Raw genomic sequence first — 19,776 nt, forward strand, 5'->3', positions numbered from 1 at the left:
CCTTTGAAAACCCTGCAGATGCCCTCAGGTTTTTCAAAGATGCCCTGCTCTCCCCGGGTCCGGAAGGTTCCGGCTACGCTTCCGAAACGCTCTCCGCTTCAACTTCCAGTTCCTCTTCCGGAACGTAGATCTCCGGAAGCGGCACGTAATCATCGCTTTTCTTGGCCTCTTTCTTGAGGCGTTTGGCCTCTTTCTTCTGCTTTTTATCAAGCTCCCGACGACGTTTTTCGAATGTCTGCGTACTGCGGGCCATCAGCGCATCCCCGCTTTCATCTGCGACAGATACGCCGCGACATCTTCCGCTTTCATCGGCTGCTCTTTACGGCGATCGCTCTGCGCATTGCGCTTCTTGTTCTGCTGCGCCGGCCGCTTTTTCGCATCGCCGCGCTCGCTTTTCGGCTGCTGCGAAGCGCGCTTGCCCGCGGTGTTCGTTTTCGCTCTGGCGGCAGACTTCGTCTTTTCGGGCAGCCGAGTCTCGAACCCTTCAACACTCTTCTGTGGGATCGACGCCTTGATCAGCTTCTCGATGTTGCGCAGGTAGTCAGCCTCTTCGGCGCAGACCAGTGAAACGGCCTCCCCTTCGTTGCCAGCGCGGCCGGTCCGGCCGATGCGGTGCACGTAGTCTTCAGGCACATTCGGCAGCTCGAAGTTGACGACATGCGGCAGCTGGTCGATGTCGATCCCGCGCGCCGCGATGTCCGTCGCCACGAGGACACGGACCCGACGTGCCTTGAAAGCCGCCAGCGCCTTCGTGCGCGCATTCTGGGTCTTGTTGCCGTGGATCGCCTCGGAAGGAATGCCGTCGGATGTGAGCTGCTTGCAGAGGCGGTTCGCCCCGTGCTTGGTCCGCGTAAAGACCAGGACCTGCTCCCAGCCGTTGGTGTTGATCAGCGTGGAGAGCAGTGCGCGCTTACGGTCCTGTTTGACCGGGTAGACGACCTGCGCGACACGTTCGGACGCCGTGTTGCGGCGGGCGACCTCGATCAGCTCAGGGGTGTGCAGCAGACCGTCGGCCAGTGTCTTGATCTCGTCGGAGAAGGTTGCGGAGAAGAGGAGCTTCTGCGCTTTTTTCGGCACGAGCTTGAGCACCTTTTTGATGTCGTGGATAAAGCCCATGTCGAGCATGCGGTCCGCTTCGTCGAGAATAAGCAGCTCGATGCGCGAAAGGTCAATGTTCTTCTGGTTCGCATGATCCAGCAGGCGTCCCGGCGTTGCGACGACGATGTCGACGCCGCGGCGCAGCTGGCCGATCTGCGGGTTGATGTTGACCCCGCCGAAGATCACCGCCGAGTTCAGCGGCAGGTATTTGCCGTAGGTCTCGACGCTCTCTCCCACCTGCGCGGCCAATTCGCGCGTCGGTGTGAGTACCAGTGCGCGGACGGGGCGTTTGCCCTTGGCAGGCGCCGCGCTGCTGAGCAGTTGCAGCATCGGCAGGGTAAAGCCCGCCGTCTTTCCCGTGCCCGTCTGGGCGCCGGCAAGGAGATCTTTCCCGCCGAGCACGACGGGGATCGCCTGTGCCTGGATGGGTGTGGGTTCGGTGTAGCCCGTTTCGGCGACAGCACGTAAAATGGGCTCTGAAAGGCCCAGTGTAGAAAATGACATATGTATTCCTGTCAATAGGGGAGCACGTGTAGGATCCTCCAAGGATCCGAACGTTCCCTCAAGCCTGCCAAATATCCGAAAACATTATCGATCCAGGCTGTGGTGAAAAAAAATTGTTAAGGTAATCAAAGGATGGCTATGCGCAATCGAAGGATGACGAAAACGGAGTCAGTCGCAGACCGTGGTGCGCTGAAAGTATTGACATTATACCATAACCCCTACTCCATCGGTTCGCAGCCTGCACCTCACCGACAGAGAGCATACTCTTCTTGCTCCCCGGAGGAGAGCGGCGTGAGCTTTTCAGGCTATAATAGTTCCCAGTGGAATACCGCAATCCCCTCAGTCTGAAAGGGAGCAGATGTATTACTACATCGTTAAAATCATCACTACGACGCTGCTGATCGTCGTGATCTCCGAAATCTCCAAACGGAGCACCCTTATAGGGAGTATTCTCGCTTCGATCCCTCTGGTCTCGGTTCTGGCAATGATCTGGCTCTATGTCGATACCGGGAATACCCAAAAAGTGACGGAACTCTCCTACAGCATCTTCTGGCTGGTTCTCCCGTCGCTGACACTGTTCCTCTCTCTTATGCTGCTGCTCAAGCGGGGAGTCGGGTTTTATCCGAGCATGGCGCTTTCGATCGTACTGACCATTGTGTCCTACTATCTGATGATCGCGCTTCTGGAGAAGTTTGGCATCAAACTGTAGCAACGAAGCGACCCCGAAAAGCGAACCGGGGATTATCTCGATGGAAAAGGAGGGAGGAAGCATGATCTGGATCACGGCGATACTCGGCTTTTTGGCTTTGCTGACACTGATAGCGGCCGTACTCGTCTTTACAGTACCGCAATGGATGATTGCGCAGGGAGCGGCGCAAGCCCGCCGCAGGGCCGGTTTGGAGCGCAAAACGCTCCGTGTCGGTGACTCGGTACTAGTCTACCTCGACGGGGGCAGCGGCGAGGCCATCGTCATGCTCCACGGTTTCGGGGGTGACAAGGACAACTTCGTCCCTTTTGCCGGCGCACTGGCACAAGACCGCCGCATCGTGATCCCCGACCTTTTCGCTTTCGGCGAATCGTCGCTTCCGCCCGGTGCCAAACGCGATCTCAGCTCCGAATCACAGCGGATTCTGGCGCTTCTGAATGCCCTGCGCATCGACTGGGCCCACCTCGTCGGCTGTTCCATGGGCGGACAGCTGGCCGTCTATTTTGCGGCGCACTTCCCCGAAAGAACACGCAGCCTCTGCCTCATCGGTCCGTCGGGTCTGTGGCAGGCGCCCCAGACCAGGATCATGGCGCAGATCCGGCAAAGCGACGAGAATCCGCTGGTCGTCCGTAGCCTCGAAGATTTCAAACGGAGCATCGCCGTAGGTATGCTCCATCCGCCGAAACTCCCTGCTTCGTTCCTGAAGGAGCTAGCAAAACCGCGCATTGCCAACGCCGAAACGGAAGAGCGCCTTTTTCGGATGCTTCTGGACACCCCAGTCGATACGCTGCTGGAGCGAATCAGCATGCCCGTACTGATCATTTTTGGCGCATTCGACCGAATCATCGATCCGGCGACGGCCGATTACATGCAAAAGAAGCTTGGTTATTCCGAAACGGCCATCATCCCCACTGCCGCCCACGTCGCAATGTACGAACAGCCCAAAGAGACAGCACGCCGTTATGAAGCGTTTCTAACGACTTGCGCTCAAAGAACATGGAGGAAACAATGATGGAAAAAATGCCGATCGCTAAAGCCTTTACGCTGATGGAATCCGGCCCGATCGTCCTTGTAACGACAAAAGACGGAGAAAAAAACAACATCATGACCATCTCATGGACGATGGTGATGGATTTCACGCCGCGCTTCGCCATGACGACGGGGCCGTGGAACTACTCTTATGCCGCGCTGCAACAAACACGCGAATGCGTCATTGCGATCCCGACGGTGGACCTCATCGACACGGTCGTCGGCATCGGTACCTGCAGCGGCTCGGATACGGACAAATTCGGGAAATTCGATCTTACACCGGCTGGCGGTGAATTTGTCGGCGCACCGCTTATCAAAGAGTGCCTGGCGAACATAGAGTGCAAAATCGTCGATATCATCGAGCAGCACAACATCATCGTGCTCGAAGGCGTGTGCGCATGGTTTGATCATGCGCGGAAGGAACAGCGGACCCTCCACGCCGTCGGCGACGGTACGTTTATTGTCGACGGCGAACGGCTGGACCGTAAGCGGATGATGCGTTCAAAACTTCCGGAGGGCGTCTGACGTGCGGGCGTCGGGAAAATATTGTAATTTTCATCCAAATGGACTAAGATTCATTAAATACTGTTTTTATTAAATTATGAATAGTGAAACAGAGCGGACGTCCTCCGTCTGTACCAAAGGAGAATCTTATGGCATATTGGAGCAAAAACAATCGCGCCTGCACAACAACCTGGTCCACGTTAATGCTTCTGGAGCAGCTCGACACGGTCTTTCGTGAAGCCGGAGAGCTCAAGATCAAAGAGCTTACCTTTTTCAATCAGACCAGCAGCGGTGATCAGCGCAAAGCCGCGGCCCGAACGCTCGCGATCCAGATGGACAATGTTTTCCGCGAAGTACGCGGCGCGACGTACGAGGAGGATATCACGGGAGAGCAGGCTATCGACGCGATGGTCGACGTTCTGACAACACCGGAGGCAACCGTTTCGGACCTGGCGGAAAAGTGTGATATCAGTTACAACTTCTACGGCGAGGATGACGAATGAAAAGAGGCAGCTCCCTGTGCGCACTCGTCGCAGGTGTCCTCGGTGCATTTTTTCTCGTAATGAACCCGTCGCAGGCCCATGCAGAGATCAATACCGACACCATCGTCGCTGCATCCAAATCCGGTGTCAGCCGCCTGCTGGATGAACGGCAGCCCCTCGCCGATGCGGCGCAGCGCTCCATTCTGGAAACGATGCTCAAAGGCGCGGATATTAAGCTCAAAGTGTTTGAAAGCGACGACAACGCCTCCACATCGCTCGGCTTCGAGTATGAATATTCCAGGGACATCGCCCAGTACGCTTTCCGTTCGGAGAAGGCAACGCACACCGGCCTGGCACTGAACTTCAGCGCTTCGGGCAACGTCGCGTTTGAGCAACAAGCCAACCCGCGCAATCTCACAGACACGCGCTTTTCGTTCGGATACTACTTTTCGACCGGAGGCGTTCTGCCTGCGACACCGGATTTTGCGCTCCTGAACAGGCTCGAAGACGCCGCCGCCGAAGCCAACACGACGGAGGAGCTCCGGCAGTTGTCCGCATGGAAAGAGCTCGCCAAAGCGGTGCGGAATCAGCTCTCGGATCAGTACTACTTCGACCTCTCCGTCAAAGGGGGCCTTGAAGCGGATCAATCCTTTAAAGCGAAGCAGTATTACTACGGGCTTTATGCCAATATGATTGCGAAGGGTTGGAATGCCGAAACGTCGGTGCTGGCCCAGTTCAATATCCTCGACTACCCGGCGGCGCTGCTGCGTCTGCTCAGCGGCGTCGATGACACCTGGCAACCAAGAGGCTCCTCTTTTCCGGAGTTTTTGATCGGCATCGACCAGGTAGACCCGGATTCAGACACCCCGCGCCAGATCATCGCCGGGGATGAATCCTCTTTTACGCGGATGCGGTTCGAAGCCAGTTTTCGGACCCTCGCCGCGACCTACAATGACGCCGACGCTTTTATAGAGGCGAACTACCGCTACTACCAGGAGATCAATCCCTCCAGTGCGGTCAAAGCCGCGGGGCTGGACACCTACAGCTTTTTTACGGTGGCGCTCGTCATGCCTGAGGCCGAGGGCCTTTACGTCAGTTATTCCGACGGGAAACTTCCCCTGGACAGACAAAACGACCAGGTATACGAACTGGGCTTCAAGTACAAGTTTTAACGCGGGCTGCGGAGCAACGGCTACTCTGTTGCGGCCGCGGGTTTCGATAGAAAGAGCGACGTATAGATCCCCGCCCCGATCAACACCGCCCCGACGACGTGATAGAACTGCAGCGTTTCGCCGAGAAAGATATAGGCCAGTACGGCACCGAAAAGCGGCATAAGGTGGGCAAACTGTCCCGTTTTCGCCGCGCCGAGCACGTCGATTCCCCTGTTCCAGAAGATATACGAGAGGATCGAGGCGAAGAGCGAGACGTAGATGAAGTAGGTCCAGTAATTTTCAAACAGCAGCAGTTCGGCATGAAACGTGTAGCCCTGCACCAGGTAGATCGGCAGCAGGTAGACGAACCCCAGGTACATATTGGCCATGAAGAGCTCCGCGCTGCTGAAGCCCGCGGGCTTCAGTTTGAACAGGACCGAATAGAGCGCCCATACCAGCGAGCTGACGAGCATCCAGAAGTCGCCGTGGCTGAGGTTGAGCGCAGCGATGTTGCCTATTTCCCCCTTGAGGATCAAAAAGAGAACCCCCATCGTCGAAAGGGCGATGCCCGCAACCTGCCGCTTCGTCACGTCATGCTTGAGCATGAGCGCCGAGAGGATCAGGATCATGATGGGCACGCTGGAGTTGATCAGCAGCGCGTTGGTCGCCGTCGTCGTCTGCAGCGCCGTGTAAAGGATCGTGTTAAAGAAGGTCACGCTCAAAATGGCCAGGACGGAAGTGACGACGAAGTGCGCGCGGATCAGCCGGATGATGTTGCGGAAGCTGACGTAGTACAGCGCCGGCAGCAGCATGACGCAGACCAGCAGCCAGCGGAAAAAGACCAGTTCCAGCGGCTGTACATCGTCACGGACGAACCGCCCCAGTACGAAGTTGCCCGACCAGAAAAGCACGCAGAGACCGACAAGAATATAGACGCTGTACTTCTTCATAGTGCTCCCCACGCTTAATGACTAGCGGCATTGTACAGGATTTTGAAATTTGGTTAAGATAGCCGGTAATGATTATGGGTAAACGGACACTGCCGATGACACTGCTCTACCTCTTCCTCATCGTACTCGTGCTGCTGATCATCGCGCTCTCCCTGCTCCGCTTCTGGGACCGGAACGCGGAGCGGACCGAATGGCGGCGGCTCCTCTCGAAACAGCCTGTGCACCCCGTACGGTTCGACCCGGCGACGGTGGCGGAGCTCCCGGAGGCGGCGCGGCGCTACTTCGCTTACACCATTGCCCCCGGCACGCCGCAGCTAAGCGTCGCCGAGATCGACATGAAAGGCCTCTTCAGCCTCAAACCGCCCGAGTACCTGCCCATGGAGGCCCGGCAGATCCTCGCCCTGCCCTACGGCTTTGTCTGGAAGATGCGGCTCATCGGCGGCCTGCCCGTCTCCGGTTCCGATACGGGGAGCTGGACGCGGTTCCGGATACTGGGGCTCTTTCCCGTCGCCCGGGCGGGCGGCGATACGGACCACACCCGCTCCGCCTTCGGCCGCTGCGTCATCGAAGCGGTGTTCTGGAGCCCGGCGGCCCTGCTGCCCGGCAGAGGGGTAGCCTGGGAAGCAGTGAGCGAGAGCGTCGCCCGCGTGACTGTGACGCACGGAGCGCTCTCGCAGACGGTGGATATCACCCTGGGCGACGACGGGCGTCCCGTGGAAGTCTCCATGCTGCGCTGGAGCAACGCCAACCCGCAGAAGCAGTACCGGCTGCAGCCCTTCGGCGGAACGCTGTCGGACTTCCGCGACGTCTCGGGCTACCGCCTCCCCTTCAGGGTCGAAGGGGGCAATCTGTTCGGCACCGAGGGGTACTTCCCCTTTTACAAAGCGGAGGTCACCGCGATCCATTTTCCTGCACCGGGCAGTTCGGGAGAGTAAGCTTCACTATTTTCTTTGAAAAATTATTAGAGAATATGATAAGCTGACGATAGAAAGTTTTGTTTTACCTGTGGGGAGGGAATAAAATGTACCGTATCAACCGGGAGAAGCTCCTGGCCGTCATCCGCGAAGTGGATCAGGCCATCTACAACCATAGCCAGTGGTACCAGAACATCATCCGTTCCATCGTCTGCCGCCTCCCCTTCGACCAGCGGGACATGGCCGAAGACGCCCACCACCACTGCACTTTCGGACAGTGGTACTACCACTGTTCCGAAAAGGAGATGCAAGAAAACAAGACCTTTCAGTCCATCCGCGGCGAGCATAAACAGGTACATGCCAATGCGAAGCTGCTGCTTGAGACCTCCTCCCGGGGCGAGGCCATCTCCTATATCGATTACGACAACTTCGCCAATGCCGTCGAACGCCTGCGCCTGAATCTGCAGACGCTCAAATACGAACTCGAAGAGACCCTGTACAACCGCGATCCTCTCACCGGTGTACGCAACCGTATCAGTATGCTCAGCGACCTGCGCAAGCAGATGGACCTGATCGATCGCCATGTGGATACGACGGTCATCGCCATCCTGGACGTCGACCGCTTCAAGCAGGTTAACGACACCTATGGCCACCCGGTAGGCGACCTTGTCCTTGCCAATATCGCCGCCTATATCCTGCAGCATCTGCGCCCCTATGACAATGTCTACCGCTACGGCGGGGAGGAGTTCTTGATCATGATGCCCCATACGGATGTCGAGACCGCCGCCGCTGTCATCGAACGTATCCGCGAAGGGGTTGCACAAATGCAGACGCACATGCATAACGGCGACACTGTCAGCGTCACGATCTCTGCCGGTGTGACCAAGCTCCGGGACCACCACAATATTGAAACCGCCATCGAAGAGGCCGACAAAGCCCTCTACGAAGCCAAACTGGGCGGGCGAAACAAGAGTGTCGTTTCCGCCTGATTGGCGCCTTTCCCGCTGCACCAAGCGCGCTGACGTCTGCAAAGCTTCAATCAATATTAATTTATAAAATAAGAAAAATTTTTATCCTCATCTGTTTTTTTTATAGTAACATAGCCGCCGTAACTAAAAAAAAGGAAAAATAACGATGCGTATTCTTGCCGCCCTCACCCTCTCCGCCACGCTGGCATTCGCCCAAAGCGTCACTTTCCAAGGCAGCCCCGTCGCCCTGGAAGGCACCATGCCCGGCGTGGGCGAAAAAGCCCCCACATTCACCGCCGTCAAAAACGATCTCTCGGTCGTCACCATAGGCGGTACACATTCAAAGACGCAGATCATCGCGTTCGTGCCTTCGATTGACACCCCGGTCTGTTCCCTCGAATCCAAAGCCTTCGACGACAAGGTCAAGCAGATGAAGGGTGTCGATCTCTACATCGTCTCCATGGACCTTCCTTTCGCCCAGAAACGTTTCTGCGGCTTTGAATCCATCGGCAACATTACACTGGCATCAGCCTACAAGCGCGCCGATCATGCGGGGGCGTCGCAGTACGGCGTCAACATCGGCGAACCGCTCCTCAAAGACCTCTTTACCCGTGCCGTCTTCGTCGTCAACAAAGAGGGCGTCATCACCTACAGACAGCTCGTGCCCGAAATCGCCAGCGAGCCCGACTATAACGCGGTCATCAAAGCGGTCAACAAACTGAACTGACGTTTTTCAGGCGCAGCTGCGCCGACCGGGAGCGCTCCGCTCCCATCCCCCTTGATCTTTCCAATATGCATCATCGCAAATCATCCATCCGTGCAGAGGTACAGACCATATAAAGAAAGCGGGTATCGGTAAAAAGTATACGGAGGAGTGAAGAGAGAAGCAGCAGCGCGCTGAAGCGCGGCTGTTCAGATGCAGTGGATGTTTAGACGCGGCAGGCGTTGACGACTTCCTGGATCTTCTCGACGACACTGGGGTCTTCGAGCGTCGACGTATCCTGCGTGATCGCCTCGCCCTTGGCGATGGAGCGCAGGATGCGGCGCATGATCTTGCCTGAACGGGTCTTCGGCAGGCCCGGGACAAAGGCGATGTCGTCGCAGACAGCGATGTTGCCGATCTCCTGCTTGATGACATTGTTGATCTCCTTGGACATCTCGACGTCTTCGGCCATACTCTCTTCGCCCTTGAGGACGACATAGGCGAAGATCCCCTCACCTTTGAGCTCGTGCGGCTTGCCGACGACGGCGACTTCCGCAACGTTCGGGTGCTTCTTGCACGCCGCTTCGACCTCGGCCGTCCCCATACGGTGGCCGGAAACGTTGATGACGTCGTCGGTACGGCCCGTAATGGTGATGTAGCCGTCGTCGTCATAGTTCGCGCCGTCACCGGTAAAGTAGACCGGCTGACCGTCTTTTTTGACGTCGCCGAAGTAGGACTTCACGAAACGCTCCGGATCGCCCCAGACGCCGCGGATCATGGACGGCCACGGCTTGGTGACACACATGTAGCCGCTCTCGCCCGCACCGACTTTCTTGCCCGTTTCCGGGTCGAGGATCTCGCCCATGATACCCGGCAGCGGGAAGGTCGCGCAGGCCGGTTTGATCGGGGTTGCACCCGGCAGCGGCGTGACCATGTGGCCGCCCGTTTCCGTCTGCCAGTAGGTATCGACGATGGCGCATTTGCCGCCGCCGATCTCCTCGTAGTACCACTTCCACGCCGGCGGGTCGATCGGCTCGCCGACGGTACCGAGGACCTTGAGGGAGCTGAGGTCGTATTTCGCAGGCTCCTCCGCCCCCGTTTTGTGCAGGACGCGGATCGCCGTCGGCGCCGTGTAGAACTGGTTGATTTTGTACTCTTCGACCATCTTCCACGGGCGTCCCGCGTCCGGATAGGTCGGGACCCCTTCAAACATCAGCGTCGTCGCGCCCATCGCGAGCGGTCCGTAGACAATGTAGGTGTGGCCGGTGATCCAGCCGATGTCGGCCGTACACCAGTAGGTGTCGTTCTCCTTGACGTCGAAGACCCACTCCATCGTCATCTGTGCCCAGAGGATGTAGCCCGCCGTGTTGTGCTGAACCCCCTTCGGTTTGCCGGTGGAACCGGAGGTGTAGAGCAGGAACATCGGGTCTTCGCTATCCATCGGTTCGCTTTCGCAGACGGCGGACTGCTGCTCGATCATCTCGTTGTAGGAGTAGTCGCGGCCCGCTTTCCAGTCGACATCCTCGCCGTTGCGCTGGACGACAAGTACCTTGTTGACGCAGTCGCACCCCTCTTCGAGGGCTTTGTCGACAACAGGCTTGAGCATGTACGGCTTGTCCTTTCTAAACGCACCGTCGGCCGTGATGACAAGTTTCGCCTCCGCGTCAATGATGCGGTCGCGCAGCGCTTCCGCGGAGAAACCGCCGAAGACGATGGAGTGGATCGCACCGATACGTGTACACGCGAGCATCGCATAGGCCGCTTCCAGGATCATCGGCATGTAGATGACGACGCGGTCGCCCTTCTTGATGCCGAACTCGTTCTTGAGGAGGTTCGCCATCTTGTTGACGTTGTAGTAGAGCTCCAGATAGGTGACGATCTTCTTGTCGCCGCGGTCCCCTTCGAAGATGATCGCCGCCTTGTTCTTGCGGGAGTCGAGGTGGCGGTCGATACACTGGTGCGCCACGTTCAGCTTGCCGCCTTCGAACCATTTGGCAAACGGCATGTTGCTGTCGTCGAGTACCTTGCCATAGGGCTCGAACCAGTCAATTTTCTCCTTCGCGAAGTGGTCCCAGAACCCTTCGTAATCCTCCTCGGCCCATGTTGCCAGTTCCTTGTATTCACACATGTTCTTGATGCGTGCCGTTTTGGCGAATTCGCGGTTGGGCTGGAAAACCGGTTTGACGGTTGTATCACTCATGTTCTCTCTCCTGTTTTGAGTTTAATCGTATTGTTCAATTTGATAAAGATCATTGCCGTCATGATCGCGTCGTTGACGGCATTGTGCCGCCCCATAGGGGGCACTCCCAGGTTGGCAAGGATTGTATCGAAGCGTAAATCAATGTTTCCTTGCGGTATACCGAAATTTTTTTTGTCAAAGTAAAGGCCCGAGACCTCTGTTTTCGGGTTGGGAAGTTCCACCCCGAGCCAGGGTTTGACGTAGCGGTTGATCATCGCCACGTCAAACTCCAGGTAATACCCTGCCAGCGGCCGCGGGCCGATGAAATGCAGGAACTTCTCAATCCCCTCCGGCGGGGAGAGCGCATACTCGAGATCGCAGGGCCTTATGCCGTGTACCTCGATGCTCTCCGCCGGAATGGGACGGGACGTTTTCAGGTAGACCTCGAAGGTCTCCGAGGTGAGGATCCGGTTGCCTTTCACCTTCACCGCGCCGATGGAGACGATCTCGTCCGTTTTGGGGTCGAGCCCCGTCGTCTCCGTATCGAAAACGACGACCTCGTCGCCGTCATAGGGTTCAAACAAAAAGGCGTACGCCTCATCCTTCAGCCGTTTGCGGTTCCGCTGCTTTCGCCACGCCTTGAACATCACATCACCATGTTCAGGTGGAAGTGGTAGGTCAGCAGCTTTTTAAGGGCGTTGACGACCTTGAAGCTGTCCTTGAGCAGGTCCCGCTCCAGTTTGTCCAGCCCGCCCGGGGCGATATCGTTGAGCATCCACCCCTCTGCGGCGTGTGCCAAACGGGCCCGCAGTCTTATCGAGAGCAGCGTGTCGTACGCCTCCATCAGCTCCGTCGAAAAGGTCTTGTCGAAGACCCCGGCATTGTTGAGCTGTTTGATCCGTTCGAAAGTGTTCGTCTCCCGGATCTTCTTCTGGAGCGCCAGGACGCGTATGCCGTGCACGATGGGGAAGATACCGCCCTTTTTCAGGTTCAGCGTGTTCCCGTGGCTGCGCTCGACCACCAGTCCCGAAAAGAGGCTCAGCGGCGTCTCGAAGCTGAGCGCCGCCTTCGCCATATGCGCCAGCACGTCGTCGCGCCCTTCAAACCGGCCGTAGAGGTACTGCTCCGCCCGATCCAGCAGCTCGGCGTTCCCGGCAACGCAGCGGGCATCCAGGAAGATATCGAGGTTCTGCAGCGCCGCCTCGTCCATCGAGCCGACCCAGCCGTCGATGTCGGTCTGGTAATCGGCGAGGGGACGGCGCCACCACGGATTGGTCACCATCACGTTGCCGGGGCAGTCCGGGAACCCGAGCCGGCGCAGGGCGGCGTTCATCGCCGCCATCTCGTCGGCGAAATCCTTCCCGCAGCCGTCGCGGATGATCAGGCCGTTATCCTGGTCGGTCCGCAGAATCTGCTCGCCGCGTCCCTCGCTGCCCATCACGATCAGCGCGCAGTCCCCACGGTGTTCCGGCGCGACGCAGAACTCGAACACCTTGCGGTAGATCTTCGCATTGAGGGCATTGACCAGTTTGGTGATGTAGCGAACCTTGACCCCCTTGGTGTGCAGGGAGCGGATCAGGTTGACCATCTCCTCCCCGATGCGCTGAAGCGCCTCGATGCTGTCGGCCTTCTCGACCTGCATCGCCACCAGGTAGGAGTGGCTGGCGAAGAAACTGAGCAGGTCGAGCTGCTCGAGGATCCCGACGACCTTTCCGCCGTCAGTGACGGCGACGCGCTTGATATGGTGCGCGGTGAACAGCAGCAGCGCGTTGAAAAGGAAATCCTGTTTCTCTATCGTCACCAGGGGACGGGAAGCGATGGTGCCGATGGCGCCGGAAGCCTCGACCGCCCCCATCAGGACGTTGCGGCGCAGGTCCGAATCGGTCACGATGCCGTAGCCCTCTTCCCCCTCGACGAGGATCGCCGGGCTCTTCATCGCCTCCATCTGCCGTACCGCCTCCGCAATCGGGGTTTCCGCCGCGACGATGCAGGGCGTATGCAGGTAGATATCGCCGATGCGCGCCACCATAAACGGCGTCAGGTCGTTTTGCTGCTTGAGCATTTTGAGCTGTTCGTGCTTGGTGACAAAGTCTTCGAGGTAGAAATGTTTGAAGGCGTCATGGTCCTGGATCAGATCGAGGAAAATCTGTTTGGGGAGTTCGTAGCAGATGAGTTCTTCGTCTACGACGAAGCGTTTGTCCGTTTGGCCGTAGATGAGGGCGTCGGCATCGAAACTGTCCATCGCCCCGTAGGCGTCGGTCAGCTCCTCACCTAGCCACTCATGCACGCTGCCTTTGATGATGATGTAGAGGCACTCCGCGGGGACGTTGGGCGAGACCAGTACCGTCTCCCGGGGGTAGTAGGCAATGTCCATCTGTGCCATGACGTTGTCCAGCGCCCGCGATGACAACAGGTCAAAGGGGTGCATCGACGCCAAAAGCTGCTTCTGGTCGAATATGCTCATGGATTTAGCACGCCATCCGGGCCAAACAAGGGATACCGCTTGCAAAAGCGATGTTTCCTCGAAAAGCCCGGATGCCTACACTGGCCCCTAACGGGTCAGATAAATTTGTTCCGACTTCGGCCGGAATCAACTCATGTTCCAACGATCTTGCTCCTTAGTGACTGACGGCGCCTTCGGCACCGATACCGGTCTGTGAACGGATGTTCTGGGCCTCGAAGGCTTCGCGTTCATTCTCGCCGTCCGCGCTTTTGTCGGTAATGGAGAAGAACCAGATACCGGCGAAGGCGACCGTGACGGAGAAGAGCGCCGGGTACTTGTACGGGAAGACCGCTTCCGCGTTACCGAGGATCTGGACCCAGACGATCGGCCCCAGGATCACCAGCAGTACCGCCGTAGCGAGTCCCAGCGAACCGCCGATGACGGCACCGCGCGTGGTCAGTCTTTTCCAGAACATAGAGAGGAAGAGCACCGGGAAGTTCGCGGAAGCGGCGATGGCGAAAGCCAGACCGACCATGAACGCGATGTTCTGCTTCTCAAACGCAATCCCCAGCAGGATCGCGACGATCCCCATGACGACGACGGCGATCTTGGAGATACGCATCTCCTGCATCTCGTCGACCTGCCCGCGGCGGAAGACGTTGGCGTAGAGGTCGTGGCTGATCGCCGAAGCGCCCGCCAGTGTCAGACCGGAGACGACCGCGAGGATCGTCGCGAAGGCCACCGCCGAGATGAAGCCGAGGAAGAAGTTCCCGCCGACCGCGTGGCTGAGGTGGATCGCCGCCATGTTGTTGCCGCCAAGCAGTGTGCCCGCCGCATCAAGGTAGTGCGGGTTGGTCGCCACCATGACAATCGCCCCGAACCCGATGATGAAGGTCAGGATATAGAAGTATCCGATGAAACCGGTCGCATAGAAGACCGATTTGCGCGCCTCTTTTGCGTCGCTGACGGTAAAGAAGCGCATCAGGATGTGCGGCAGACCCGCCGTACCGAACATCAGCGCGATACCGAGGCTGATCGCGGAGACCGGGTCGCTGACAAGACCGCCCGGGCTCATGATGGCGTCATGGGTGCTGTGGACCTCGACCGCCTTGGCAAAGAGCGCTTCGAAGCTGAAGCCGAAGTGCGCCATAACGGCGATGGCCATAAAGGTCGCACCCGAGAGCAGCAGCCCCGCCTTGATGATCTGGACCCACGTCGTCGCCAGCATCCCGCCGAAGGTGACGTAGAGGATCATCAGGACACCGACCAGGATGACCGCGACCTCGTACGGCAGACCGAAGAGGATCTGGATCAGCTTGCCCGAACCGACCATCTGTGCGATCAGGTAGAGCGTGACGGTCGCGATGGAGCCGAAGGCCGCCAGAGTACGGATCGGTGTCTGTCTCAGACGGAAGGAGGCGACGTCGGCAAAGGTGTACTTGCCGAGGTTGCGCAGGCGCTCCGCCACGAGGAACAGGATCAGCGGCCAGCCGACCAGGAAACCGATGGAGTAGATCAGCCCGTCATACCCTTTGAGGAAGACGAGGCCGGAGATCCCCAGGAACGATGCGGCGGACATGTAGTCGCCGGCAATCGCCATCCCGTTCTGGAAGCCCGTGATGCCGCCGCCGGCGGTATAGAAGTCCTTGGCCGTTTTCGTGCGTTTTGCCGCCCAGTAGGTAATACCCAGCGTCGCACCGACGAAGACGAGGAACATGACGATCGCGGAGACGTTCAGCGGCTGTTTATCCACGGCACCCTCAATGGCGCCCGATGCCATCAGCGTGGACGCTGTGGCCGTCAGAAGCAGGAGAAGACGTTTCATTCAGCCCCCTTTGCCATGTCGCGCTCGAGTTCGGCACGCACCTCGCGGTTAAGATCGTCGAACTCGCCGTTGGCGCGCTTGACGTAGAGCCCCGTCAGGACGAAGGCGATGAAGATGATGGCGACACCGACCGGGATACCGACCGTCGTGACCCCCGTCTCACTCAGCGGCGTGCCGAGCAGCGACGGGTCAAAAGCGATGGTAAGGATGAAGGTGAAATAGACCACCAGCATTACGATCGAAAGCTTCCAGGCAAAGGCGCTGCGCGTCTTCACCAACTCCTGGTACTTCGGATTGTTCTTAATATGTTCAACCATTTCGTTCGTCATGATCGTCCTTTAATTAAAAGTTATAGTTTACAATAAACCGGTATTCGTCCCAATTGACGGTTTTCGCCGCACTGTCGTAGAACTTGTCGGGGAAGTTCCCGCGCAGTCTCAGCTGCAGGTTCTTCACCGCCTCGGGGTAGTACTGGATGTCAAAGCCCGGTTCCGCCGCCGTCCAGGCGTAGCCCCCGGTAACGGTTCCGTTGACGTCTTTGACAACGGAATAGCCGTTGTTTTTGTCCATGTCGAATGCGACGTAGTAGGCCGCCACGCTCAGGTTGACGCCCTGCTCTTTAAAGGAGTAGGCCACCGCCCCTTTATAGGCTTTGGTCCCCGCCATGAACTGGTGGCGCGTCACCATCCCCTGCGTATATGCCGGCATCCCGCCCCAGGGCGTGATCACGGCATTCGCATAGGACTGGGTGCCGGTGATATCGGCATCGCTGTTCGCGGTTGTCTGCGAATAGGCGGCATAGGCGCTGAAACCGTGGTACTTTGCCCCGAGCTTCACCGCACCGTAGAGGCTGTCAATCTTGCCGTCGCCGCCGAGGTTCTGAAGCAGGTTGTCGCCGACGTTGTTCTCTTTGATCAGCTGGGCGCTGAAGAAGGGTTTCACCTCCGGGTTGAGCAGACATTTCCAGCTCACGCTCCCCTCGGCGTAAAAGGCGTTGAGGATGTCCCAGGCGTAGTAATCCCACGCCTGGAGGCTCAGATACTCATCTTTATAGACCGCCGCAAGCGTCGTGATGCCGGCAGTCGTCTCGCCGACGGCCCAGCTCCCCACATTGGCGAAGTCGCCGCCGTATTTGGGGTAGTTGGCCGCAATCGGCGAATACCCCGACGTGGCGCCGAGAATTCCGCCCCCCGTGTAGATGTTCGAGAAGCTGCCCGGGGCAAACTTCGTAATGTGCGCCGCGACGAGACTCGTGTTGGCCAGGCTGCCGTTCGTATAGACGTACGCCTCGAAGAAACTCGGAAGCATCCGCGCGTCATCGGCGGCGGCCATCGGCGTATTGAGGGACTGGCGTCCCAGCTTCAGGTTGCTCGCCCCCATCTTCAGGTTGACATAGGCCTCGCCGAAGATACTGTAGCTCTTGTAGCCGTTGCCGAACAGGGAGGGGTCAACCTTCCCCTCGGACGTGGAACCGTATTCGAGCCCCTGGAAGATCCGGTTCGTCGTATAGGCCGATGCCCCGAGGCTCACGCCTGCGAGCGCGTCCGTCTCATACCCCAGGTGCCCGCCCAGCGCCGTCGCGTTACGATGCGGTGCCCCGTCGTAGCCGGAGTAGTCCCGGTCGACGTAGAAGGCGCGGATCTGCCCGCTTGTTTTGCCGTTCGCAAACATCGCGGCGATATCGTCAGCCGCGTTGGCGGTAAGGAACGCAGCGGCGATGCCGGACAAAAGTAACGTTTTTCTCATACTCTCTCCTTGTACTCTCAGCACATTAAGAGAGGAACGTAGCGCGAACATAGCAATGGGATTCTGACGGAAAAAAATGCGGATTTTCAGCGAAAGGTGGAAAAAAAGTAACACTAATTCGGCCGTGACGGCCGGGGGTCAGCGCGAGGTGATCATATAGCCCATCGCCCGGATGTTCTGGATGAAATCCTCTTTGAGCCCCTTCTTCAGGCGGTTTACCTCGGCACGGATCGTCGCATTGTCGATGATCGCCTCGTCCCAGACGTAGATGCGGAATGTTTCGAAATCGACCACCCGGTTCATATTGCGCGCAAGCAGGTCGATAATCTGGTGCTGGCGGCGGGTCAGCGTCTGCGGTTCGTTGTCAAAAAGCAGGGTCTCGTTGAGCATATCATAGCTGTAGCGTGTGGAGAGGCGCAGATGTTTGCGCTGGTCCGGCGGGACGTCGCGCATGACCCGGTTGATGTGCAGGAGAAGCTCCTGCAGGTGAAAGGGCTTTTTGAGGTAGTCGAAACAGCCCAGCTCGTACGCCTTCGAGATCTCGGCGATGTCGGTCTGCGCACTCGTAAAGATCGCAGGCACGGCGACCTTCGCTGCATTGAGGCTTTCAAGCAGGCTCAGGCCGTCAATGGAGGGGACATTGATGTCGAGGATCAGCAGGTCGTACCCGCCCTTCATAATGGCCTCCAGGGCCTCCGCCCCGTCGACGAAGGCGTCGACCCTGTGGTTATGCATCTGCAGGTACTCGCTCACGGCGCCTTGCAGCATCACCTCATCTTCAAGCAGCAGAATTCTCATCGCACCCCCCTTTCGCAATAATATAGGTAAAGGCCGTCACCCCCGCCTCGGAGCTGATCTCCGTCTCGATGCCGTACTTGTTGCAGATCGACTTGACCAGGTGCAGCCCCAGCCCGAAACCGCTCAGCTCGTCCGCTTCCCGGTAGAAGGCTTCGAAGACCTTCTCCGGGCGGTCGATCGGGTTCGAGCGCGTCGTGAAACGCATCCGGGCCGTCTGTGCCACCACCTCCAGCTCGACGTCGACGGTGCTGTCGGGATAGGCGTACTTGATGGCGTTGGAGAGGTTGTTGTCGACGAGGCGCCGCAGCTCCTCCTCGTTGATACAGACCGGGACCGCCTCCGCGATCCTTGCCGCCACTTTCAGGCGGTTCGCCGCCATGACACTCTCGAAAAATACAAGCCGCCTCTGCAAAAAAGCTCCCAGGTCGATCGTGTCGGAGGGGTAGTCGATCCGCTCTTTTTTCACCATGTAGCGCAGGTCGTCGAAGATCGTATGGAGCATCTTTGCCGCCGCTTCGATATGGCCGAGGTAGCGGTCCTCGCCGTGCATGTGGCGGTAGAGGTCGATCTGCGTCATAATCACCGCCAGCGGGGTGTTGACCTCGTGGATGGACTGCTTGATAAAAGCGTCCTGCGACTGCACGAGCTGGTCGCTGAAGGCCTTCTCCTTCTGCAGTTTGGCCGTTTTGTCCCGCACCTTCTGCTCCAGTGAGGCGTTGAGGTCGGAGAGCTCGAGGTTGCGGCTGTGGATCGTATCGACCATGGCGTTGACGTGTTCGACGAGGGTCTGGAACTCCGCGATCCGTATCTGTTCGCGCTCGATGACGACGTAGCGCGACGCGGCAAGGGAGAAGAAGTCGCTGAAGGTACGGATCTCATCGCGCAGTACCTTGTTGATCAGTTTGATCCCGCTCAGCGCCAGGGCGAAGAGGATGGCGCTGAGGGTGAGGATCTCCATCACGTACTTGATAAGCTGGTCGCGCTTTTGCAGCTTCTTCTCTGCGATCAGGGCATCGATATCGTCAAGGTAGACCCCCGTACCAATCAGCCACTGCCAGGGTCCGAAGGCCACCGCCGTCGCAATCTTCGGGGAGAGCTTGCCCGTCGTCGGTTTCTCCCAGACGTAGCGGACGAATCCCCCGGAGCCTGCCGCCGCGATCAGTTCGCGCAGGATCTTCACACCGTTCACATCCTCGATGTCCAGCATATCCTTGCCGTAGTTTTCCGGCTTGTTCGGGTCGTTGATGTTGATGCCCTCAAGGGTATAGACAAAGATATACTTGCTGCCGTCGCCCCGGTCGTAGAGGGCGTTGATCGCATCGATGATGTTGCGCTGGAGCACCGCCTCGTCGAGCTGCCCGTGCCAGCGCGCGTACTCGTGCTCGACGAAACTGAGCGCGCGCTGCGTCTCCTCGCGGATCAACTCTTTTTGCTGCTGCAGGTAGGTCGCGCGCATCTGGGCCGCATCCCGGTCAAAATCCCGGTACTCTTCGAAAATGACCAGCAGCGTAAAGAGCATCGCAAAGCAGAAGAGTGCCACAATGGCCAGGAAGTTGATCTTCTCCAGGCTGATCGTATGCCACAGGCCGTGCGATGCTTTTCTTTTCAATGTCTCATATCCCGTTTTCCCATTAACTGAAATGAAGTTTATCCTAAATCTCATGCGGAACAAATCACGGCAGAAAACATATCGGCAGGATTCTTTCCAGGCGCTACAGCATTCTACGACGCTCCCGGTGTTATAATGTGAATCAAACACGCCGGCCTGAAGCTCCT

General features: G+C 58.1%; 19 protein-coding genes. 8 read left to right on the plus strand and 11 right to left on the minus strand.

Annotated features, from left to right (window positions below; translation table 11 throughout):
* Positions 1–73: 73 nt before the first annotated feature.
* Both WCX72_RS09235 and WCX72_RS09240 read right to left on the minus strand, forming a co-directional pair.
* Entirely contained in the window at positions 74–253 is a 180-nt protein-coding gene (locus tag WCX72_RS09235; protein ID WP_345969512.1) for a hypothetical protein, read from the minus strand.
* Positions 253–1,602: a DEAD/DEAH box helicase gene (locus tag WCX72_RS09240; protein ID WP_345969513.1), complete on the minus strand. Its 1,350-nt coding sequence runs from the start codon at positions 1,600–1,602 to the stop codon at positions 253–255. The genes WCX72_RS09235 and WCX72_RS09240 overlap by 1 nt, the downstream gene beginning before the upstream one ends.
* A gap of 358 nt (positions 1,603–1,960) precedes the next feature.
* Here WCX72_RS09240 and WCX72_RS09245 point away from each other — a divergent pair, with 358 nt between their 5' ends.
* The 5 genes from WCX72_RS09245 (at position 1,961) to WCX72_RS09265 (ending at position 5,495) form a co-directional block, all read left to right on the plus strand.
* A complete protein-coding gene (locus WCX72_RS09245) occupies positions 1,961–2,311 on the plus strand; it encodes a DUF3147 family protein (RefSeq protein ID WP_345969514.1) in 351 nt (116 codons plus the stop codon).
* Entirely contained in the window at positions 2,295–3,320 is a 1,026-nt protein-coding gene (locus WCX72_RS09250) for an alpha/beta hydrolase (RefSeq protein ID WP_345969515.1), read from the plus strand. Before WCX72_RS09245 ends, WCX72_RS09250 begins: the two co-directional genes overlap by 17 nt.
* Positions 3,317–3,862 (plus strand): flavin reductase family protein, encoded by a 546-nt coding sequence (locus tag WCX72_RS09255; protein ID WP_345969516.1) that lies wholly within the window; start codon positions 3,317–3,319, stop codon positions 3,860–3,862. Before WCX72_RS09250 ends, WCX72_RS09255 begins: the two co-directional genes overlap by 4 nt.
* A gap of 128 nt (positions 3,863–3,990) precedes the next feature.
* The gene (locus tag WCX72_RS09260; protein WP_345969517.1) at positions 3,991–4,344 is read left to right on the plus strand and encodes a hypothetical protein; all 354 of its coding nucleotides are present in this window, start codon (positions 3,991–3,993) and stop codon (positions 4,342–4,344) included.
* Positions 4,341–5,495, plus strand: a complete 1,155-nt coding sequence (locus tag WCX72_RS09265) for a hypothetical protein (protein ID WP_345969518.1) — start codon at positions 4,341–4,343, stop codon at positions 5,493–5,495. Before WCX72_RS09260 ends, WCX72_RS09265 begins: the two co-directional genes overlap by 4 nt.
* Before the next feature lie 20 nt (positions 5,496–5,515).
* On the opposite strand, the gene WCX72_RS09270 is transcribed toward WCX72_RS09265, so the two are convergent.
* Positions 5,516–6,424 (minus strand): DMT family transporter, encoded by a 909-nt coding sequence (locus WCX72_RS09270; RefSeq protein ID WP_345969519.1) that lies wholly within the window; start codon positions 6,422–6,424, stop codon positions 5,516–5,518.
* 74 nt (positions 6,425–6,498) lie between these two features.
* On the opposite strand from WCX72_RS09270, the gene WCX72_RS09275 reads away from it, so the two are divergent.
* From WCX72_RS09275 to tpx, 3 genes are all read left to right on the plus strand, one after another.
* On the plus strand, positions 6,499–7,359 hold the full coding sequence (locus WCX72_RS09275; RefSeq protein WP_345969520.1) for a DUF6544 family protein: 861 nt from the start codon (positions 6,499–6,501) through the stop codon (positions 7,357–7,359).
* Positions 7,360–7,445: 86 nt separating this feature from the next.
* Positions 7,446–8,327 (plus strand): diguanylate cyclase, encoded by an 882-nt coding sequence (locus tag WCX72_RS09280; protein WP_345969521.1) that lies wholly within the window; start codon positions 7,446–7,448, stop codon positions 8,325–8,327.
* A gap of 145 nt (positions 8,328–8,472) precedes the next feature.
* On the plus strand, positions 8,473–9,033 hold the full coding sequence (tpx, locus tag WCX72_RS09285) for a thiol peroxidase (protein WP_345969522.1): 561 nt from the start codon (positions 8,473–8,475) through the stop codon (positions 9,031–9,033).
* A 202-nt stretch (positions 9,034–9,235) separates the two neighbouring features.
* Here the strand turns inward: tpx and acs are convergent, their stop codons facing one another.
* From acs to WCX72_RS09325, 8 genes are all read right to left on the minus strand, one after another.
* The gene (gene acs, locus WCX72_RS09290) at positions 9,236–11,209 is read right to left on the minus strand and encodes an acetate--CoA ligase (RefSeq protein ID WP_345969523.1); all 1,974 of its coding nucleotides are present in this window, start codon (positions 11,207–11,209) and stop codon (positions 9,236–9,238) included.
* The gene (locus WCX72_RS09295; protein WP_345969524.1) at positions 11,206–11,835 is read right to left on the minus strand and encodes a 3'-5' exonuclease; all 630 of its coding nucleotides are present in this window, start codon (positions 11,833–11,835) and stop codon (positions 11,206–11,208) included. Before WCX72_RS09295 ends, acs begins: the two co-directional genes overlap by 4 nt.
* Positions 11,835–13,652 carry a putative nucleotidyltransferase substrate binding domain-containing protein gene (locus WCX72_RS09300; RefSeq protein WP_345969525.1) on the minus strand — a complete coding sequence of 606 codons (1,818 nt, stop codon included), beginning with the start codon at positions 13,650–13,652 and terminating at the stop codon, positions 11,835–11,837. The genes WCX72_RS09295 and WCX72_RS09300 overlap by 1 nt, the downstream gene beginning before the upstream one ends.
* 154 nt (positions 13,653–13,806) lie before the next feature.
* Positions 13,807–15,456 (minus strand): cation acetate symporter, encoded by a 1,650-nt coding sequence (locus WCX72_RS09305; protein ID WP_345969526.1) that lies wholly within the window; start codon positions 15,454–15,456, stop codon positions 13,807–13,809.
* Positions 15,453–15,785, minus strand: coding sequence for a DUF485 domain-containing protein (locus WCX72_RS09310; RefSeq protein WP_345969527.1), 333 nt, complete (start codon positions 15,783–15,785; stop codon positions 15,453–15,455). The genes WCX72_RS09305 and WCX72_RS09310 overlap by 4 nt, the downstream gene beginning before the upstream one ends.
* A 13-nt stretch (positions 15,786–15,798) precedes the next feature.
* Complete coding sequence (locus WCX72_RS09315) at positions 15,799–17,202, minus strand: OprD family outer membrane porin (RefSeq protein WP_345969528.1); 1,404 nt, start codon at positions 17,200–17,202, stop codon at positions 15,799–15,801.
* A 138-nt stretch (positions 17,203–17,340) separates the two neighbouring features.
* The gene (locus tag WCX72_RS09320; RefSeq protein WP_345969529.1) at positions 17,341–18,000 is read right to left on the minus strand and encodes a response regulator transcription factor; all 660 of its coding nucleotides are present in this window, start codon (positions 17,998–18,000) and stop codon (positions 17,341–17,343) included.
* Positions 17,981–19,609 carry a cache domain-containing protein gene (locus tag WCX72_RS09325; RefSeq protein ID WP_345969530.1) on the minus strand — a complete coding sequence of 543 codons (1,629 nt, stop codon included), beginning with the start codon at positions 19,607–19,609 and terminating at the stop codon, positions 17,981–17,983. The genes WCX72_RS09320 and WCX72_RS09325 overlap by 20 nt, the downstream gene beginning before the upstream one ends.
* Positions 19,610–19,776: the final 167 nt, after the last annotated feature.

It is taken from the genome of Thiomicrolovo immobilis (assembly GCF_039645955.1).
Lineage (GTDB): Bacteria > Campylobacterota > Campylobacteria > Campylobacterales > Sulfurimonadaceae > Thiomicrolovo > Thiomicrolovo diazotrophicus.

What these genes read in the sequence shown, in the direction of transcription:
- WCX72_RS09255 (WP_345969516.1), top strand. Translation starts at nt 3,317, where the DNA reads ATGATGGAAAAAATGCCGATCGCTAAAGCCTTTACGCTGATGGAATCC.
- WCX72_RS09260 (WP_345969517.1), top strand. Translation starts at nt 3,991, where the DNA reads ATGGCATATTGGAGCAAAAACAATCGCGCCTGCACAACAACCTGGTCC.
- WCX72_RS09240 (WP_345969513.1), bottom strand. Translation starts at nt 1,602, where the DNA reads ATGTCATTTTCTACACTGGGCCTTTCAGAGCCCATTTTACGTGCTGTC.
- WCX72_RS09295 (WP_345969524.1), bottom strand. Translation starts at nt 11,835, where the DNA reads ATGTTCAAGGCGTGGCGAAAGCAGCGGAACCGCAAACGGCTGAAGGAT.
- WCX72_RS09265 (WP_345969518.1), top strand. Translation starts at nt 4,341, where the DNA reads ATGAAAAGAGGCAGCTCCCTGTGCGCACTCGTCGCAGGTGTCCTCGGT.
- WCX72_RS09300 (WP_345969525.1), bottom strand. Translation starts at nt 13,652, where the DNA reads ATGAGCATATTCGACCAGAAGCAGCTTTTGGCGTCGATGCACCCCTTT.
- acs (WP_345969523.1), bottom strand. Translation starts at nt 11,209, where the DNA reads ATGAGTGATACAACCGTCAAACCGGTTTTCCAGCCCAACCGCGAATTC.
- WCX72_RS09235 (WP_345969512.1), bottom strand. Translation starts at nt 253, where the DNA reads ATGGCCCGCAGTACGCAGACATTCGAAAAACGTCGTCGGGAGCTTGAT.
- WCX72_RS09270 (WP_345969519.1), bottom strand. Translation starts at nt 6,424, where the DNA reads ATGAAGAAGTACAGCGTCTATATTCTTGTCGGTCTCTGCGTGCTTTTC.
- WCX72_RS09275 (WP_345969520.1), top strand. Translation starts at nt 6,499, where the DNA reads ATGGGTAAACGGACACTGCCGATGACACTGCTCTACCTCTTCCTCATC.
- WCX72_RS09305 (WP_345969526.1), bottom strand. Translation starts at nt 15,456, where the DNA reads ATGAAACGTCTTCTCCTGCTTCTGACGGCCACAGCGTCCACGCTGATG.
- WCX72_RS09245 (WP_345969514.1), top strand. Translation starts at nt 1,961, where the DNA reads ATGTATTACTACATCGTTAAAATCATCACTACGACGCTGCTGATCGTC.
- WCX72_RS09320 (WP_345969529.1), bottom strand. Translation starts at nt 18,000, where the DNA reads ATGAGAATTCTGCTGCTTGAAGATGAGGTGATGCTGCAAGGCGCCGTG.
- WCX72_RS09315 (WP_345969528.1), bottom strand. Translation starts at nt 17,202, where the DNA reads ATGAGAAAAACGTTACTTTTGTCCGGCATCGCCGCTGCGTTCCTTACC.
- WCX72_RS09310 (WP_345969527.1), bottom strand. Translation starts at nt 15,785, where the DNA reads ATGACGAACGAAATGGTTGAACATATTAAGAACAATCCGAAGTACCAG.
- WCX72_RS09280 (WP_345969521.1), top strand. Translation starts at nt 7,446, where the DNA reads ATGTACCGTATCAACCGGGAGAAGCTCCTGGCCGTCATCCGCGAAGTG.
- tpx (WP_345969522.1), top strand. Translation starts at nt 8,473, where the DNA reads ATGCGTATTCTTGCCGCCCTCACCCTCTCCGCCACGCTGGCATTCGCC.